Origin of the sequence: Mesorhizobium sp. AD1-1 (assembly GCF_020164655.1) — a bacterium.
Lineage (GTDB): Bacteria > Pseudomonadota > Alphaproteobacteria > Rhizobiales > Rhizobiaceae > Mesorhizobium > Mesorhizobium ciceri.
Window position 1 is genome coordinate 78,761 of record NZ_JAIUGP010000014.1, and the last position, 18,840, is coordinate 97,600.

General features: G+C 64.6%; 13 protein-coding genes. 7 read left to right on the forward strand and 6 right to left on the reverse strand.

Features of this window, described 5'->3' with window-relative positions; genetic code table 11:
• Positions 1 to 9 precede the first annotated feature (9 nt).
• The 3 genes from LB519_RS23740 to LB519_RS23750 form a co-directional block, all read right to left on the reverse strand.
• A complete protein-coding gene (locus LB519_RS23740; RefSeq protein WP_224621326.1) occupies positions 10 to 483 on the reverse strand; it encodes a tripartite tricarboxylate transporter TctB family protein in 474 nt (157 codons plus the stop codon).
• Between the two features lie 73 nt (positions 484 to 556).
• Positions 557 to 1,534 (reverse strand): tripartite tricarboxylate transporter substrate-binding protein, encoded by a 978-nt coding sequence (locus LB519_RS23745; RefSeq protein ID WP_013529607.1) that lies wholly within the window; start codon positions 1,532 to 1,534, stop codon positions 557 to 559.
• A gap of 175 nt (positions 1,535 to 1,709) precedes the next feature.
• Entirely contained in the window at positions 1,710 to 2,165 is a 456-nt protein-coding gene (locus tag LB519_RS23750; RefSeq protein ID WP_024502811.1) for a DUF2214 family protein, read from the reverse strand.
• A 202-nt stretch (positions 2,166 to 2,367) separates the two neighbouring features.
• Between LB519_RS23750 and LB519_RS23755 the strand changes: the two genes are divergently transcribed.
• On the forward strand, positions 2,368 to 2,901 hold the full coding sequence (locus tag LB519_RS23755; RefSeq protein WP_013529609.1) for a GNAT family N-acetyltransferase: 534 nt from the start codon (positions 2,368 to 2,370) through the stop codon (positions 2,899 to 2,901).
• A gap of 141 nt (positions 2,902 to 3,042) precedes the next feature.
• Here the strand turns inward: LB519_RS23755 and LB519_RS23765 are convergent, their stop codons facing one another.
• Positions 3,043 to 3,807: an IclR family transcriptional regulator gene (locus tag LB519_RS23765; protein ID WP_013529610.1), complete on the reverse strand. Its 765-nt coding sequence runs from the start codon at positions 3,805 to 3,807 to the stop codon at positions 3,043 to 3,045.
• Between the two features lie 183 nt (positions 3,808 to 3,990).
• Between LB519_RS23765 and LB519_RS23770 the strand changes: the two genes are divergently transcribed.
• The 5 genes from LB519_RS23770 (at position 3,991) to LB519_RS23790 (ending at position 9,217) form a co-directional block, all read left to right on the forward strand.
• A complete protein-coding gene (locus tag LB519_RS23770) occupies positions 3,991 to 4,965 on the forward strand; it encodes a Bug family tripartite tricarboxylate transporter substrate binding protein (protein WP_224621327.1) in 975 nt (324 codons plus the stop codon).
• 139 nt (positions 4,966 to 5,104) lie between these two features.
• Positions 5,105 to 5,641 (forward strand): tripartite tricarboxylate transporter TctB family protein, encoded by a 537-nt coding sequence (locus LB519_RS23775; protein ID WP_063168998.1) that lies wholly within the window; start codon positions 5,105 to 5,107, stop codon positions 5,639 to 5,641.
• Between the two features lie 4 nt (positions 5,642 to 5,645).
• On the forward strand, positions 5,646 to 7,169 hold the full coding sequence (locus tag LB519_RS23780; RefSeq protein WP_024502808.1) for a tripartite tricarboxylate transporter permease: 1,524 nt from the start codon (positions 5,646 to 5,648) through the stop codon (positions 7,167 to 7,169).
• 15 nt (positions 7,170 to 7,184) lie between these two features.
• On the forward strand, positions 7,185 to 8,369 hold the full coding sequence (locus tag LB519_RS23785; RefSeq protein ID WP_224621328.1) for a CaiB/BaiF CoA transferase family protein: 1,185 nt from the start codon (positions 7,185 to 7,187) through the stop codon (positions 8,367 to 8,369).
• The gene (locus tag LB519_RS23790) at positions 8,366 to 9,217 is read left to right on the forward strand and encodes a citryl-CoA lyase (protein WP_224621329.1); all 852 of its coding nucleotides are present in this window, start codon (positions 8,366 to 8,368) and stop codon (positions 9,215 to 9,217) included. The genes LB519_RS23785 and LB519_RS23790 overlap by 4 nt, the downstream gene beginning before the upstream one ends.
• Before the next feature lie 4 nt (positions 9,218 to 9,221).
• Here LB519_RS23790 and LB519_RS23795 read toward each other — a convergent pair whose 3' ends face one another.
• Positions 9,222 to 9,692: an NUDIX hydrolase gene (locus tag LB519_RS23795; protein WP_013529616.1), complete on the reverse strand. Its 471-nt coding sequence runs from the start codon at positions 9,690 to 9,692 to the stop codon at positions 9,222 to 9,224.
• A 126-nt stretch (positions 9,693 to 9,818) separates the two neighbouring features.
• Positions 9,819 to 10,127, reverse strand: a complete 309-nt coding sequence (locus LB519_RS23800) for a hypothetical protein (RefSeq protein WP_013529617.1) — start codon at positions 10,125 to 10,127, stop codon at positions 9,819 to 9,821.
• Positions 10,128 to 10,762: 635 nt separating this feature from the next.
• Between LB519_RS23800 and LB519_RS31260 the strand changes: the two genes are divergently transcribed.
• Positions 10,763 to 18,838, forward strand: coding sequence for an autotransporter outer membrane beta-barrel domain-containing protein (locus LB519_RS31260; protein WP_263484961.1), 8,076 nt, complete (start codon positions 10,763 to 10,765; stop codon positions 18,836 to 18,838).
• Positions 18,839 to 18,840: the final 2 nt, after the last annotated feature.

Here is an 18,840-nt window from a genome sequence, read left to right on the forward strand (position 1 = left end):
CTCATCGCCTTACGATACCAACCACGGGGCCAGCCACGGGCCGAAGCGGCGGAACGGCAGGCCGAGCGCGTAGCTGAAGACAAGGAATGCAAACAATGTCAGGCCGGCCGACAGCGCGAGCGCGGTCAACGGCTTCATGCGGCGGCTGGCAAACGACGCGATCAGCGCCGTCAGGAAGATCGACGGGATGAATCCGAGGCCGCGCACCGTCAGGCCGAAGAAGATCGGAGCAGGCAGGATGAGCAGCATGCCGCGCCACGCAATATGCCCGACCGCTTCGCCCTCGACGCGTACAGCCTGGACGAGAATGACGGCGCCAAGCAGGATCAGCACGATCGCCAGGACCAGCGGAAAATAGCCTGGCCCCATGCGCAACGCGGTGCCGATTTCGAGGCCGAGCGATTGCAGCGCGAACCATCCGCCGAAGCCGATGAACAGGGCAGCGCACAGGCCGTTGACCCTGTCGATCGCGAAAGGTTTCATGATGGTTCTCCCAAGCGCGGTGCGTAGCGGATGCCGAGCGAACAGGGGCGCCGGCGGCGCCCCTGTTCAAACCTCAGTCGGCATACTGGCCGGCGGCTTCGATGATCGGCTTCCAGCGCGCGATCTCACTTTCCAGCTTGGCCTTCAGTGCGGCGGGCGTCGCATCGGCCTCGGGCGATGGCTTGGTGCCGAGTTCGGCGAAGCGGGCCGCGACGTTCTGGTCCTTCAGCGCGACCTGAAGCGATTTCGACAGGCGTTCGGTGATCCCGGCCGGTGTGCCCTTGGGTGCATAGAGACCGTGCCAGATGCCGACCTGCACTTCGGGAAGGCCGCCTTCCACCGTCGTCGGCACGTCTTTCAGCACATCGAGGCGCTCCGGCGAGGTGACGGCATAGGCCTTGATTGTGCCGCCCTGGATCTGCTTGGTGGTGTTGGTCGTCTGGTCGCACATGATGTCGACCTGACCGCCGAGGAGATCGGTCATGGCCGGGCCGGTGCCCTTGTAGGGCACGGTGACCAGCGGCGTCTTGATGGCGCTCATGAACAGCATGCCGCACAGATGCGAGGCCGCACCGATGCCGGCATTGGCGACGGTTATGGAATCCTTGTTGGCCTTGGCGTACTCCACCAACCCCTTGAGATCGGCCGGCTCCAGGTCCTTGCGGCCGACGATGGTCATCGGCACCTCGGTGACGAGGCCGACATATTCGAAGGCGTTCAGCGTGTCGTAGGCGAGCTTTCTGTACAGTGTCGCACTTGTCGCCATGCCGATATGATGGAGCAGCAGCGTATAGCCGTCAGGCTCGGCGTTGGCGACGCGGCCGGCACCCAGCGTGCCGCCGGCGCCGCCGACATTCTCGACGATGACCTGCTGGCCGAGATCCTTCGACATCGCTTCGGCGACGAGGCGCGTGACCGTGTCGGTCGGACCGCCGGCGGCAAACGGCACCACAACGGTGATGGTTCGTTCAGGATAGGTCTGCGCGCTGGCCGCGAACCCATAAAGCGTGACGGCCGCGGCAGCAGCCAGAGTGGCGACAAATCTTCTCATCGTGATCTCCTCCCGGGATATGAATCTCCAACGCCGCGCGGAACTCCTCTCAACACCGGCTGCGCATGAAGCAACAACTAGGGCAAGCTAGCAAATAGCAACTGGGCGGCAAACTGCCGATATCCGCAAACATCCGCACTCGATGGGTGGATAATGTCGGAGGGTGATCGCCACCCTAGTAGCCGTAGCCGCGCGCCATCGCCGCGGCGAAGACCGGGATGAGCAGGAAGATGAAAGCTTCGGCGCGGATATAGGTCTTCACGGACGCAAGTTCGGTCGCCGGCACCTGGAACGAGGCATTGCCGCTCGCCTGCCTGTTCCAGGATATGAAGCGGACGGTCGGGATGATCGACAGCAGGCCGACAGCGCCGAACGCCGCTATCTTGGCCCAGAACACCCAGTTGTAGACGTAGAATTCCCAGCCCTTGAGGCCATAGAAGACACGGCCGATGCCGACGACGATGATCAGCGCGGCGATGACGCCGTAATGGCGGTCGATGCCGGCGAGCCTCTTGAGCGTCGCAGCACCCAGGTCGCCGCGGATCAGGACGAATTCGGCGCCGATGATCCCCGCCAGCGAAAACACCAGCAGATGATGGAAGATCGCAAGCACAAGATCGGTGGTATCCATGCTCTTTTCCCTGGGTTTGACGCCACCAATGCGCGCCTGAAAAAAGGTCGCGCTGGCGGGTGTTGAATCAGCCTGCGGTGAAAAATAACATCGTCGCGCAAAATTCCCATAGCGGCGCCTGGATGATGGGCCGTGTTGCCCTGGCCCCTTGCGCAGCACCGGCGATTTGCTAAGCGCTGGCGATCCGTGCGAGGCAGATCCCATGAACAATCCGCAAGCGACCAGTGCTCCTGTCATCGAAACGAAGCGAACCATCCTGCGGGCACATCGGCTGGATGATTTCGACACCTATGCCGCGATGTGGACCGATCCCGTCGTCACCCGCTTCATCGGCGGCAAGCCGCGCACGCGCGAAGAAAGCTGGATGCGCTTCCTGCGTCACGCCGGCCTGTGGTCGTTGCTTGGCTATGGCTTCTGGGCGATCGAGGAGAAGGCGACCGGGCGCTTCATCGGCGAGGCCGGGTTTCACGATCTGAAGCGCGACATGGAACCATCGATCGAAGGCATTCCCGAGGCCGGGTGGGCGCTGGTTCCGGCCGTGCACGGGGCGGGCTTCGCCACCGAGGTGGTTGGCCGCGTCCTGGCATGGGGCGAAGTGATTTTCGGGCGCGAGAAGACCGTCTGTATCATCGATCCGGAGAATGGCGCTTCGCTGAGGGTGGCTGCCAAGTGCGGTTACCGGGAAGTGGTAAAGACCACCTATCACGACGCTCCGACCATCCTGCTGGCGCGGTGACCTGAGCGGCGCGATTGACCGCTGCAGGCGCCGGCATGATGGCACCTGTCGCCAGCAACGATGACGAGGCGGGCCGCGCCAAGAACCGCCGTGTGGTTCTGGTCAAGTTGAACTGGGCGAGCCTTCCAATCAGGCCGCATTCTACGGCAGGGCGTCCGCTGCCAGGCTTGCCTGCTCGAGCATTGAGGCGTCCTCGCCGAAGGCGCGGGTGGCGCGGGCCGCTGCCTCGAGCAGCGGACGCTTCATGCGCTGCAGAAAGGCCGCGTCGACGCGCGTGCTTGGTCCAGCCAGGGTCAAGGCGCCGAGCAGGACGCCCCCTGGCCCGAATACCGGCGCCGACACGCCCCCCGTCTCGGGGTCGCGGTCGCCGACGGCGAGACAGTTGCAGGTCTTGCGGATGGTCTCGTAGGGTTCGCCCTGCTGGCCCGAAAACGCTGCGAGCACGCGGCCGCCCGAGCCGAGCAGCAAAGGCAATACGTCGCCTTCACGTATCGTGTAGCGGATCGGGTGCTTGGATTCGACGCGGTAAAGACAGGTGCGGACATCGCCCGAGCGAACGTAGAAGGCAACGCTTTCCCAGCTTCGCTCGGAAAGATCGCGCATGATCGGCAGCAGGATGTCGACCGCCACGACCGAACGCTGGTAGAGCGCACCGAGCCGAAACGTCGCGGGTCCGACGCGGTAGCGCCCATTGTCGAGGCGCTCGAGCAATCGCCCGCGCAAAAGGGAATTCGCAAGCCGCAGGATGGTGCTCTTGTAGAGGCCGGTGCGCGCCGCGATTTCGGCCAGGCTGAGCGACCGGTCCTCCGTGCTGAAGGCATCGAGGATGGCAATCGCCCGATCGAGTGCTGCAACACCTTCGGCGCGGTCGATTTCCGCATCTGCCGATTTGCTTGGCGAGTCCATGGCGGTTCCAGTTTGAAGAAAGCCGAGCGACGCGACTGTGTCGCGCCGCCAAATCGTTCTGTCCAGCAGAATATCGTTTCCGTTGACAGAACTCCGTAACATCTGCTTGAAATCGATGACGGGTCTGGATGCAGGCGCGTTTTGGCGGGCACCGGAGGAGGTGTCGTGATTTGGAGGAATCCCATGCTGGACAGACGCAGATTTTTGATGAGCACCGTAGCCGTGGGTGCCGGGCTGATGACGTCGCATCTTTCTCCCGCTTTCGCCGAAGGCGCGCCCCAGATACAGCTCTTCGTGCCTGCCGCACCGGGTGGTGGCTGGGACCAGACGGCGCGCACGATCGACCAGGTGCTGCGCAGTGAAAAGCTCATCTCGGGTTCGCAGATCACCAATGTCGGCGGCGCCGGCGGGACTGTCGGGCTGCCGCAATTCATCAGCCAGTGGAACGGCAAAGGCAATTCCCTGATGGTTGCCGGCATGGTCATGGTTGGCGCCATCATTGCCAACAAGGCCGCCAACAATCTGACGCAGGTCACCCCGATCGCCCGCCTTACCGGCGAGTTCGAGGCCTTGGTCGTGCCGGCGGAGTCGCCGTTCAAGACGGCCGCTGATTTCGTCGCCGCGCTCAAGGCCGATCCGACAAAGGTTCCTGTCGCCGGCGGCTCCGCAGGCGGTTCCGATCACATCCTGTTCGGCCTGATTGCCAAGACCGTCGGCGTGCCGGCGACTAACCTGTCCTACGTGCCGTTCGCCGGCGGCGGTGAGGCGTTGTCGGCGCTGCTCGGCAACCAGGTCGCGGCCGGCATATCCGGCTTTGGCGAGTTCTCCGAGCAGGTCAAGGCGGGCGCGCTGCGGCTGCTCGCCATCTCGGCAGACAAGCGCCAGGACGGCATCGATGCGCCGACGCTGAAGGAGGCCGGCATCGATGTCGAACTGTTCAACTGGCGCGGCGTCTTCGCACCGCCGGGCATTTCCGACGCCGACAAGGCAGCGATGATCACCCTGATCGAGACCATGGCCAAGAGCGACGCGTGGGCGACCGAATGCAAGAACCGCAACTGGACGCCGATCCTGCTCACCGGCGACGACTATGCGAAGTTCGTCACCGAGGATTCAGCCCGCATCGAGGCGATCCTGAAGGATCTCGGGCTCGCCTGATCCATCGTCATAGGGGCGGCGCAGGTCGCCCCTTCTCGCATGAAATGCAAGCCGGCATGACCCTGCGGTGGGGAGCAAGCATGCGGCGCCGGGCATTTCCGCCAACCATACTTGGCCAGCTCTCCTGGGGAGGACAATCATGAGCACCAGCGACCAGCAGGCGGCGCCGTCGCGGCTTGCCGTGCCGGAATTGTTGATAGGCATCGGGCTCCTGGCCTGCGCCGGCGCCGTCGCTTGGCAGACGCTGGCGATCCCGGTGTCGCCGCTCTACTCCAAGGTCGGCCCGACCGTCTTTCCCTACCTCACCATGGTTGGCCTGGTGGTTCTTTCGCTGTTGCTCATCCTTGCCGCGCTTCGCGGCGGGTGGCAGCCGGAGGAGGAAAAGGAGACGCCGACCGACTGGAAGGCAATGGGCTTCGTCGTCATCGGCCTGATCGCCAATCTGCTGCTCATCCAACCGCTCGGCTTCACGGCGGCATCCGTCATCATGTTCGTGCTCGTCTGCTACGGCTTCGGCAGCAAGCGTACGCTGCGGGACGTCGTGCTCGGCCTTATCCTGGCGCTGGCCGCCTATTTCGGCTTCGCCAGGGCGCTCGGCGTCAACATCGGTGCCGGTTTCATCGAGAACCAGCTGAACACGGTCATCGATGCGTTCATCACCATGTTGAGGGGCTGACGCCATGGAAACGCTCGGACATCTCTCACACGGCTTCTCGGTCGCCTTCACCCCGGTCAACCTTCTGTGGTGCCTGCTCGGCACCACGCTTGGCACCGCCATCGGTGTGCTGCCCGGTCTTGGGCCGGCGCTGACCATCGCGCTGCTTTTGCCGATCACCTATCAGGTGGCGCCGGAGGCATCCTTCATCCTGTTTGCCGGCATCTATTACGGCGCCATGTACGGCGGCTCGACGACGTCGATCCTGCTCAACACGCCCGGCGAAAGCGCCACCATCGTCACCGCGCTGGAAGGCAACAGGATGGCGCGTTCCGGCCGCGGCGGTGCGGCACTCGCCACTTCGGCGATCGGCTCGTTCGTCGCCGGCACGATCGGCACGATGGGCGTCGCTTTCCTGGCGCCGGTGGTGGTCAAATTCGCGCTGGCCTTCGGCCCGGCCGAATATTTCTCGCTGATGGTGCTGGCCTTCATCACCGTCTCGGCGGTGCTCGGCTCGTCTTCCGTTCGCGGCCTGACCAGCCTGTTCGCAGGCTTCGTCATCGGCATGATCGGCGTCGACCTGCAGACCGGCCAGCCGCGCTTCACCTTCGGCATGACCGAACTGCTCGACGGCGTCGACGTCATCATCGCCGCCGTTGGCCTGTTTGCGGTCGGCGAGACGCTGTACATGGCCTCGCGCCGCTATGCCGGCAAGGACGAGATCGTGCCGCTGAAGGGCTCGCTCTACATGACGGCGGCCGAGTGGGGGCGTTCGTGGAAACCCTGGCTACGCGGCGCCGCGATCGGCTTCCCGATCGGCGCCATGCCGGCCGGCGGCGCCGAAATCCCGACGTTCCTGTCCTATGCCATCGAAAAGAAGCTGTCGAAGCACAAGCAGGAGTTCGGCACGGTCGGCGCCATCGAAGGCGTTGCCGGCCCCGAGGCCGCCAACAATGCGTCCGCAGCCGGCGTGCTGGTGCCGATGCTGACGCTTGGCCTGCCGACCTCGGCGACGGCGGCGATCATGCTGTCGGCGTTCCAGAGCTACGGCATCAATCCCGGACCACTGCTTTTGACGACCCAGGGCGACCTCGTCTGGGGGCTGATCGCCAGCCTGTTCATCGCCAACGTCATCCTGGTCATCCTCAACCTGCCGCTGATCGGGCTGTGGGTGCGGCTGCTGAAAATCCCGGCGCCGCAGCTCTATGCCGGCATCCTGGTGTTCGCCACGGTCGGCACCTATGGCATTTCGCAATCGCCCATCGACCTCGTCATCCTCTATCTGCTGGGGGCCGCCGGTTTCCTGATGCGGCGGTTCGATTTTCCGACCGCGCCTGTCATCATCGGCATGATCCTTGGGCCGCTCGCCGAAACCCAGTTCCGCCGGGCGATGACCATCTCGAATGGCGACTGGTCCGTGTTCTACACCCACAAACTGTCGCTGACACTGCTGACGCTCGCCTTCATCGGCCTCGCCGGCCCGCATATCTGGGCCTTCATCGAGCATCGTCGTCGGCGCGGACCGGAGCATGTGCCCGGCGATGCCTGATCGATCCATGATGCCATGACAGAACTGCTTTCCGGTATTCGCGTCCTCGACCTGACCAATGTCCTGGCCGGTCCCTACTGTGCCTATCAGCTGGCGCTGCTGGGCGCCGACGTGATCAAGGTCGAGGCGCCGCAAGGCGGCGACCTCGCCCGCCAGCTCGGCGGCTCGCCGAAGCTGAACAGCGCCGGCATGGGCGCCTCGTTCCTGGCTCAGAACGCCGGCAAACGGTCGGTTGTGCTCGACCTCAAGAAGCAAGCCGATCGCGAGCGCTTTTTCGATCTGGTGGCCAGCGCCGACGCACTGGTGGAGAATTTCCGCCCCGGCGTGATGGATCGGCTGGGGCTTGGCTACGAGGCACTGAAGACGGTCCGTCCGGGCCTCGTCTATTGCGCGATATCGGGTTTCGGCCAGACCGGGCCAATGCGCGATAATCCCGCCTATGACCAGATCATCCAGGGCCTGTCTGGGATCATGAGCATCACCGGCACACCGGAAACGGCGCCGCTGCGGGTCGGCTATCCCGTCGCCGATACGCTTGGCGGACTGGTCGGCGCGTTCGCCATCGCCTCGGCGCTGGTGCGGCAGAAGACGAGCGGCGAGGGTGCCTTTCTCGACGTTTCGATGCTCGAATGCACACTTTCCGCACTTGGCTGGCCGGTTTCCAACTATCTGACCGCAGGTATCGACCCCATGCCGATGGGCAACGAGAACATGACGGCGGCACCCTCCGGTGCGTTTCGCACCGGCGACGGGCTCATCAACATCGCCGCTAACAAGCAGGAGCAGTTCGTGGCGCTGTGCCGGCTGATCGGCCGGCCGGAATTGGCTTCCGATGTCCGCTATGCAGAGCGCGAGACGCGCAAGCGCAACCGTGCGGCGCTTAAAGTCGAGATCGAGGACGCCCTGGCGGGCGCCTCGGCGGCGGCCTGGGAAGAGACGCTCAATCGCGCCGGCGTGCCTGCCGGCAGGGTGCTGACGATCCCGCAAGTGCTGGCCGAGCCCCAAGTCCTCGAGCGCCAGGTGACCGCGCATTTCGACGATGTGGCTGGCATGGACAAGCCGCTGACCGTTTTGCGCGGCGGCTTCATGGTCGATGGCGAGGCGCCCTTGCCGACAAAGCCGCCGCCGGCGCTCGGCGAACATATGGGTGAGGTGTTCGCCGACCTGCCGCCCCACGCCAGGACAAAGGCACGCGCATGAGCGGCACGGAGAAGAAGACGGGCCGTGAGCGCGGCGAGGAATGGTGGCAGACCGATATCATCGAGATGCGGCCTGGTGTCATCCGGCTGCGCGGCTACGAGATCCAGGATCTGATCGGCCGCGTCAGCTTTCCGGCTGTCATCTGGCTGATGCTGCGCGGCGAACTGCCCAGCGAGGACCAGGCAGAATTGCTCGGCATTGCCTTGGCTGCCGCCGTCGACCATGGACCTCAGGCGCCATCGATCGCCATCGCGCGCATGGCTGCAACCTGCGGCGTCGGTATCAACAGCGCCATGGCCTCGGCCATCAACGTTCTCGGCGACGTGCATGGAGGCGCCGGCGAGCAGGCGCTTTCCTTCTATGGTGACATTGCCGAGGCGATCGATGCCGGGATGACGCTGAATGAGGCGGTCTCGGCGCGGCTCGACCGGTTCTTCGCCGAGGAGAAGGGGTATGTGCCGGGGCTCGGACATCGCTTCCATCCCGTCGACCCGCGCGCGCCGCGCTTGCTGGAACTGACCCGCGAATTTGCCGCACGCGGTGCCGTCAATGGGCGTTTCGCCGATATCGCCGAAGCGGTCGAGGCGGACGTCGAACGCCGCAAGGGGAAAAAAATACCGCTTAACATCGATGGCGCCACCGCCGTCATCTATGGCGAACTCGGTTTTCCGCCGCCGCTGACGCGAGGGCTTTTCGTGCTGTCGCGCTCGGTCGGCATCCTGGCGCATGCCTGGGAGCAGTCGCAGCATGGCGAGCGAAACAAGGGGCCGCTGCCGCGCGAGTGGCTGTGGGCCTATACCGGCACGCCGGTGCGGCCGTTTCCCGAAAGCGATGACCCCGGCGAGTGAGGCTCTACGCCTGATCCACCTGCACGGGGATCTTCAGCGTCTTCACCAACGTTGAAAGATCCGGCTCGTCGATGAGCATGGCCGCATCGGCTGGCGCCAGCCAGGCCCGCTGGCGTCGTTTGGCTTCCTGCCAGTCGGCCAGTTCCTCGCTCACCTCGAGCAGGTAGACGATGACGTCGACGCGGACAAAGCGATTGGCCAGCCGCTTCCAGTAGGAATAGGTGCCCGCCGGCTGCTTCAGCGTCTTGCCGAGCACGCCGGCCTCCTCCTGCGCCTCGATGGTGGCCGCCTTGCGTCCGCTCTTGCCCTTCATCGGCCAGCCCTTGGGGACGATGAAGCGCCTGGTGGTACGCGACGTGACCAGCATCACCTCGATGTCGCCACGCGCGGTCAGCCGGAAGGGAATAGCCGCCACCTGGCGGATTCTCTCGCCCTTCTTTGCCTTGCGTACGGCCTTTTTCTTGGTGGCTGCCATTCGTCAATCCAGTCGATGCAATGCCGCATAGCGCGACAAGGCGTCGTTGCAAAACCAAAACTTTCGCATGTGCCAACGACACTCGAAATACATAAGTCGGCTAAATAAACGAAAAAGGCCTTGATGTCAGCGGCAATTGCTCACGGCGGTGGTGCCGATTATCTGGGTCTGGCAGCTTGGCTTGAGCTGCTGCACGACCGGTGGCGGTTGCTGAAAGATCTGGCGGTCCTGGGCGCGATTCTGCTGCTGTTGCTGTTGATATTGCTGCCGCTGTATCCTGTTTTGCAGGATTTGCAGGTCGTTCTGCCGGATCAGCGCATTGTTGCCGGTAGCGGGATTGAGCGCTTGCGCGGAAGCCGGCAGGCAAACGCCCGCCAGCACTGCCGTGGCCAGCATTGCCACTGTGAAGATCGTTGATGGCCGAAGTGCCGACATCCGTTCATTCCCGCGCAAAAACTCTGTCCTTTGATATAGGGCGTTTGCGCGTCGATGCCATGGCCAGCGGGTCGAGTATCACGAAATCGGGCGGTCCAATCGCTTTGTTCTGCGATTTCGGCCGCGAAACGGCAGATAGTCATCATATGATGACTATGAAACGTCGGTTGCTTTGGTCAGTGTTCCCCACGTAAATTTTTGGTTTCATCCGGCATAAGTTAATGTATTCTAATTGAGTCAGAGCTCCGCAAGTGGGAATACGGATGCCCTGTTTTAATGCATTGAACCTTATTGCACAGTGCCGGCATCCTTATTGCAATTGCATGAGCAGAGCATAGCGGTGGCGTCGGACTCAAGCAGGCATTGAGGCGCGCCCCCGTAAAACGGGGGGTAAGTGCATGGCTTTGTTCACAGAGCGCGTTGCCGTATTGTCGTGCGCATCGGCCGACGACGGTTCAGCCAGGGCATGGTCTGAGGAAGTTCTTCGTGATGCCGCGGCGACTCAGAAGGGTTTGCCCGGCCGGCCGAATCAATGTCTCGCCACTCTGCCCAAACTGATAGCTCGATTGCTTTGCGCTACGGCACTGGTGGGGCTGGTCTTTCCTTACGCTCAATCTCCGGTCCATGCGCAGCAATTGTCCATCAATACGGATGGTGCACCAGGCGACAATGGTGATGACGGAATCGGTACTGCTGACGCCGGAGATGGCCATTCGCCGGTGGCGCCGGCTACGGGAACGAATAGTGTCGGCCGCACGACCTCCGGGGAGGCCGCTTTCGTTGGCAGCGCCCGGGGTGGGCGCGGCGGCGATGGCGGCTCGGCTGTCCATGCAACAGCCGTCCCGCCTTTTGTGGAGATCAAGGGTGGTAAAGGCGGCGATGGCGCCAAGGGCGGAACCGTCGATATAACAAACAACGCATCTGGCGCCCTCGAAACATCGGGGGACAATGCTCCCGGCATATCGGGCGACGCCGGCGGTGGGGATGGTGGTAACGGCGCATGGGCATTCGCCATCGCGGTAGGCGGTAAGGGCGGCGTCGGCGGGCGGGGTGGCGATGGCGGCACGGCGACCGTGACCACTACGATCGAAAGCAATATCATCACGCACGGGGTTAATTCGAACGGCATCACCGTCAATTCCAGCGGAGGGCGCGGCGGCAATGGCGGCTTGGGCGCTGCGATCGGTGCCGGCAAGGGTGGCAATGGCGGCAATGGCGGTTTCGGCGGTGACGCGAAAGGCGATAATGCCGGCTCCATTTCCACGGACGGGGCTTTCTCGAAGGGTATGCTTGTGCGGTCGGCGGGCGGCGTTGCCGGTGATGGTGCAAGTGGTTTCGGTATCGTGGGTAACGGCGGCAATGGGGGCGTGCCGACAATCGGCGGCAATGCCGAGGGGATAAATTCCGGGACCATCACAACTCGGGGAGATTTTGCCAGCGGCATGGTCGTGCAGTCGGTGGGCGGTGGCGGCGGCGACGGCGGTGGCGGTCTAGGTCTGTTCGGCGGTGGCGGCGCGGGTACGGATGGCAATGACGGCCGGGCAGCCACGGGGACCAACACCGGCAACATCACCACCAGTGGCCTGGGCGCCATCGGCATGCTGGTCGAGTCGGTGGGCGGCGGCGGCGGCGATGGCGGCGGCGCTATAGGTCTCGTGTCGATCGGTGGCAAGGCAAGCGGTGGCGGCCAGGGCGATACGGCGACCGGCAATATTGGCGGCGTCATCAAGACCGGCGTCGATGGAAACGGCGGCGACGGCGCGCATGGCATTCTGATCCAGTCGGTCGGCGGTGGCGGCGGCAATGGCGGCTACGCCATCGGCGTAGCGCCTGCAATTTCGGTCGCCATCGGCGGTGGCGGCGGCACTGGCGGCAAGGGTGGCGTGGTCAACGTCAATCAGGCCGGCAACGGTGTGACCGTCGAGACGAACGGCCGTTCCGCTAGCGGCATCATCGCACAGTCGGTCGGCGGCGGCGGCGGCAATGGCGGCGGCGCCATTGCCATTGGCGGCCTGGTGGGTGTGTCGGTAGGCGGATCAGGCGATGCGGCGGGTGACGGCGACAAGGTGAATTACAACGTTGCGAACGCCAAGGTCACCACGCTCGGGGACGATTCCATCGGCGTGCTTATGCAGTCGGTGGGCGGCGGCGGCGGCAATGGCGGGTTTGCACTTTCCGGCTCGACCGTCGCAGCAGTGGGCGTCGGCGGCAGTGGCGGCAAGGCGGGTAAAGGCGGCGTGGTCGACGCGACCGTCGGCGGCACCGTCAACACCTCCGGGGATCGGTCGACCGGCATCGTTGCCCAATCGATCGGCGGCGGCGGCGGCAATGGCGGCTTTTCCGGCGCTGCCAGCTTCGGCGCCAGTGTGGGTGTCGGCGGCAGTGGCGCAGGCGGCGGCGATGCCGATGCCGTCACGCTGCGCACGGCTGATGGCGCGATGCAATCGATCACCACGGACGGCGCGGATTCGGCCGGCCTGATCGTGCAGTCGGTCGGCGGCGGCGGCGGCAATGGCGGCTTTTCCGGTACACTGTCGGCGATTGCCGGCTTCGGCATGGGGGGAAGAGGCGGCGCGGCCGGCAAGGGCGTGGCGACGGAAGCCACCTATAATGGTTCGGTCGAGACTTTCCGCGAAAGGTCGGCCGGTATCATCGTGCAGTCGATCGGTGGCGGTGGTGGAAATGGCGGCGGCCAGTTCGGCCTGAGCGTCAACGCAAGCGTGGGCATCGGTGGTTCGGGCGCGGGGGGCGGCGAAGCCGGGACGGCAAAGTTCTTCTCGACGACAACACTTGACGTCACGACCCATCAGTCGGACTCGGCCGGCGTCATCGTGCAGTCGGTCGGCGGCGGCGGTGGCAATGGCGGCTTCTCGTTGAACGGCGCGGGTCTTGTGGCTGCTGTCAGCATCGGCGGCAAGGCCGGCACTGCCAGCGACGCCAAGGCAGTGACGGTCGGCATCAATTCAGGGCTGATTCACACGCTTGGCGACCGCTCCACGGGTATCATCGCCCAGTCGATCGGCGGCGGCGGCGGCAATGGCGGCGGCACGGCTTCCGCCGGCCTCGGCGCCAACGTCACAATCGGTGGCAAGGGAGGTGGCGGCGGCACGGGCTGGACCGTCGATGTCACCAATGGCGCGGCGGTACACACCGAAGGTGTCCAGTCTCATGGCATCCTGGCGCAGTCGATCGGCGGCGGTGGCGGCTCAGGCGGATTTGCCGTCTCGGTTGGCGGGCCGTCCTTCTCGCTTGGCGGCGATGGCGCGTCGGGCGGCGGGAGCAAGAAGGTCTATGTCGAAAACACAGGCCTGATCAGCACGGACAAGGATATGTCGATCGGCATCTTCGCGCAGTCGGTCGGCGGCTCGGGCGGCGACGGCGGGTTTGCGATGGCGGCCGGCGCCTTTGCCGCGGTCGGCATCGGTGGCAAAGGCGGGGCCGGCGGCGCGGCCGGCGAGGTAGAGGTCAAGAACACCACCAACATCACGACCGTGGGCTCCCTCTCACACGGCATTCTCGCCCAGTCGGTCGGCGGCGGTGGCGGCAATGGCGGATCTGTCGGAACGTTTGCCGTCGGTCTGTTCGGCGCCGCTTCCGTGGCGATCGGCGGCGGTGGCGGCGATGGCAATCTCAGCAACCAGGTCACGGTCACCCACAAAGGTGACATTCATGTCGGCGGCATGGGCTCGAAGGCCATCCTTGCGCAATCGGTCGGTGGCAGTGGCGGCAACGGCGGTTCGGCTTATTCAGGCGCGGTCAGCGCTGGTCTCTACGTGTCCACTTCGGTCGGGGTTGCCGTGGGTGGCGAGGGCGGCAACGGAGGCAATGGTGGAAAGGTAACGGTTCGGGCTGATGGCAACCTGATTGCCGACACCGACGCAGCCGGTTCCGGCGGCATCGTTGCCCAGTCCATCGGCGGCGGCGGCGGCAATGGCGGCCGCGCTGCCACGATTTCGGGTGCAGCCAGCACGGGAGTCAGCGTTTCACTCGGTGTCACTGTTGGTGGCTGGGGTGGCGACGGTGGCAAGAGCGACCTCGTCATCGTCGACAGCGGCATGAATGGCGGCGGCAGCATCGTTACCAAAGGCGCCAACGCGATCGGCATCCTCGCGCAATCGGTGGCCGGTAGCGGCGGCAATGGCGGCGATTCCTGGGGAGCTGCAGGCGGCTTCGGGGTCAACGCCAGCATCAATGCGACGGTCACCATCGGTGGCGGCGGCGGCAAGGGCAACATCAGCGGCGATGTCGCCGTTCACAACGCCATGACGATCAAGACGGGTGGGGACATGAGCGCCGCGATCGTTGCCCAGTCGATCGGCGGCGGCGGCGGCAACGGCGGAGCGACCAATGGCGCGACGGCCGATCTCGGTACAGAAAACGGCGTCAACGTCGCCGTCAACGTTGGTGTTGGTGGGGCGGGTGGCACAGGCAACAAGTCCGGTGCCGTGGATGTTACGAATTCCGCCAATTTGACCACCGACGGCGACTATTCGTCCGGCATTGTTGCCCAATCGATCGGCGGCGGTGGCGGCATGGGCGGTGCGACAAACACGCAGGCCTTCCACGTCGGCGGCACCGCCGGCACGAGCGTTACCGCAAATGTCAGCATCGGCGGCAATGGCGGCGAAGGCAACGATGCCGCCTGTGCCGCGGACGCAGGTGGCAATGCCACTTGTTTCGATGGCAAGGTCGGTGTCGCAGTCGATAATTCGGGCGAGATCCGCACAAGCGGGTTCAACTCGGTCGGCATCCTCGCCATGTCCATCGGCGGCGGTGGCGGCGGCGGCGGCTCGGCTTCGACCAAAGAGGATATCGTCGGCCCAGGCGATGCTGGCGAGACTTCGGTCGGTATCGGCGCGGCGATCGCCCTCGGTGCCGGCGGCGCCGGCAATGGCGGCACGGTTTCGGTGACCAACCGCAATCTGATCGTCACGGACGGCGCCGATTCCTATGGCATCAGCGCCAATTCGATCGGTGGCGGCGGCGGTGTCGGCGGCTCGTCCAGCTCTGGCGTGCTTGGCACTTACGCAATCGGCGGCTCGCTTGGCGGTGCGGGTGGCAAGGGCGGCAATGGCAACCAGGTCGATGTCGCCAATATGGCCGGCGCAACGATATGGACCAAGCAGGAGCGCTCGATAGGCATCTTCGCGCAGTCGGTCGGTGGCGGCGGCGGCGCAGGTGGTGCCGGCGAAAGCAAGGGCAAGAGCGATGGCGGTGAGGTCGCGGTAAACCTGTCGCTTGGCGGCTCGGGTGAGGTCGGCGGCAACGGCGGCAAGGTCAATGTCGAAAACAGCGGCATAATCCAGACCGACAAGGCCAATTCCCACGGCATCCTGGCGCAGTCGATCGGCGGCTCCGGTGGCGTCGGCGGGGCGTCCGGCACGTCATCCACCGACTCGAAGATCGCCATCACGCTGAGCCTCGGCGGCGCCGGCGGCGCTGGCGGTACCAGCGACAAGGTTCACGTCCAGAACTTCCAGAGCGGTTCGATCCTGACGCAGGACGACAACTCGCACGGCATCTTCGCACAGTCGGTGGGCGGCGGCGGTGGTGCGGGTGGCGCTGGCTCGACGGAGACCGGTAAGGCCGAGACGGCCGTTACCATGTATATCGGCGGCCAAGGCGGCAGTGGCAGCATCGGCGGTGAGGTCGAGGTCAACAACTTCGGCAAGATTGAAACACTGGGCTATATCTCGCACGGCATTTTTGCGCAGTCGATCGGCGGTGGCGGTGGTGCCTCGGGTGCCGCGACCGGCGCATCGGAAGCAGACATGACAATCGGTGGCGGTGCCAGCATACCCAACGGGATTCCGATCCCGGTGGTCGGCGACCCCAACGACCCCGACAACGAGGCCGATGGTGGCAAGGTCACCGTCACCAACAATGGCGAGATCATCACACACAAGGATGGGTCATACGGCATCTTCGCCCAGTCCATCGGCGGCGGTGGCGGATATGGCGGCACGGTTTCGTCCGACTTCGCCGGGTCCGACTCTTTTGCCCTCAGCCTGGGCGGCAAGGGCGGCAACGGCGGCGATGGCGGAGATGTGAGGGTTGAGGTTTCCGGATCGATCGAAACCTTCGGCGCCCGCGCGCATGGCGTCGTGGCGCAGTCGGTGGGCGGCGGCGGCGGTGTCGGCGGCGACGCAAAAGGTAAAACCTCGAACGCGCTCGGCATCGGCGGCCTTGGCGGCAATGGCGGCGATGGCGGCGACGTGACCGTGATCCGCACCGGCACCATCACCACGCATGGTGTCGATGCGGTCGCCATCATCGCTCAGTCGGTCGGCGGCGGTGGCGGCATCGGCGGCGCCGGCTTTGGGCGCTTCGGCGCCACGGCGGATGGCGGCAGCGGCATCGACAACAACACCATCGGCTTCAACACATTTGCGGGTGCCAAGGGCAATGGCGGCACGGTGACCATCCAGCAGGACGGCGAGATCGTCACCGATGGCGAGCGGGCGCACGGCATCGTGGCCCAGGCGGTGGGCGGCGGCGGCGGCCTGGCCGGCACGCTCTCCACCGGCGCTGCCGGTTCCGGCGGTGGCATCGGCGATGCCGCGGCGGCGACGGCGACGGCCATGAGCCAGGTCTGGGTCAAGGGTGCGAGCTCGTATGCCATGTTCGGACAGAGCGCGACCGGCATCGGCGACGCGCACGCGGTTACGCTGACCGCGGGCGACAGCCTGTTCGCGCAGGGTGCTGGTTCCGTGGCCGCCTACGGCGAAAGCACAGCCAACGGCGCGAAAGGCAACATCACCATCAATCTCAACGGTCATTACACGATTGGCGGCGCCGGAACCGGCGTTGCCGCCATGCTCGTCGGCGGCGCCAACAACGCGCTGACCAACCACAGCCTGCTCTACGCAATGGGAGCGACGCCGACATTCGAGATCCAGGCAGCGGATATCCAGGCATTCCAGACCTTCCTGTTGGCGCCCGGTCCCGTCGTGCCGACCAATGCGATCCTGGAATCGCTGCTCGATGACTTCAGTCCGCTGGCCATTACCGGCACGTCGGGTGATGACCATGTCGACAATTCGCCGCTGGGCGACGCGCTGGGACGCGTCGTCGGCAACATCGATCTCGGCGGCGGCAACAACAGCTTCCACAATTTTGCCGATGCCTCGATGGTCGGACTGAAAACCATCGATCTCGGCGGCGGGCTGTTCACCAATGACGGGCTCTATACCAACCAGGGCATCGGCGTGGTGGCGAAGGTGGATGTCGGCGGCGGCTTCAAACAAAACCTCTCCGGCGATTTCGTCACCGATGTGGATCTCAACAACCAGATCACGGATGCCCTGGCACTAACGGCGGCCGGTGACTTCAACGGCGAAGCGCCGCTGAATTTCCTGTCGATCGATAAGCTGTTCACGGAATATGTGGTCGCCAATGGCTCGGGGATGACCGACTCCGGCATAGCAGCGAAGACCTTGCATCCGGCAGTGGGCTTCAACTTCCAGTTCCGGGTGGATGGCGGCACCGATCTCGTTCTTTACGCCGACAACCCGACATTCCTGGAACTGGCGCAGGATCCGGGGTCCGGCACCACCGATCCCGGCGTGTTCCAGATGGCGCAGTACCTTGACGATGTCGAGGCAGCATCGACCCCGGACAACCCGATGGCCAGGCTGATCAACATGCTGCGCTTCCTGCCCAATGAAGAGGAACTGGGTGCAGCATTGACCCGGCTCACACCGCATTATGCCGTGCATACGTTCGACATGATCAACCGCGAAGCCGACATGATGCTGGAAGCGGCGCGTGAGTGTACTGGCGTACCTGCCTACAAGAATCCCGACGGCCGCTGCGTCTGGGCAACGATCAGCCCGCAGGCCGAGTACGGCCGCGACGCGGGCGCTGGCACTACAAGCCGCGACGACGTCCTGAAGACGATGTCGCTTGGCGGCATTGGCGAGATCGGCCAGAACTGGTCGCTTGGTGCCACCATCGGCCGCACAGAGTTCGATTCCAAGATCGGCTTTGATGGCGACCTGCTGTCGGAGACCACCGGTGAGGCCTGGCAGGCCTATGCGCTGGCCAAATATACCAACAAGAATTACTTCGTGGACTTTGCACTCGGTGGCGGCACGGGCTCGTTCAAGGGCGAACGCGACACCCATATCGACCCGGCATTCTACATTCCGGGCGAAACGTTGGCGGGTGATTATCTCGACGAGGTAATGCTGCCTGGCATCGGCAGCAGCGTCACCTACACACAGAAGACCGCGATGTTCGGCGGCTCGGCACGGTTGGGTTTCACCCGGGAGATGGGCGCGTTCTATCTGCAGCCGACAGTGCAGTTCGACGCGCGCTGGCTGCGTGTCTCAGGCACGGAGGAGGGTTCGGTCGCCGCCTTCAACTTCGATGGCTCGGCCAACACCTACTATTCTGCAACCCCTGCAATCGAGATCGGCACCGACATCGCGCTCAGCGACATTGCCAGCCTTCGCGTCTACGGCAAGGCCGGGGCGGAGTTTTCCAACAAGGAGTGGGAAATCGAAGGTCGCTTCGCGGCGGCGGAGAATCTGCCTGGCAACCCCGCATTGCACTTGACGGAGGCCGTCGATTCGCCGCTCTATCGGGTCGGCGCCGGCCTTGAACTGAATGGCGTCAATGGCGTCGGCATGTCCGTCAGATATAATGGCGCCTTCGGCGAAACGGTTAAACAGAACGCGATCAGCGCGTCTCTCAAGGTCAACTTCTAGCT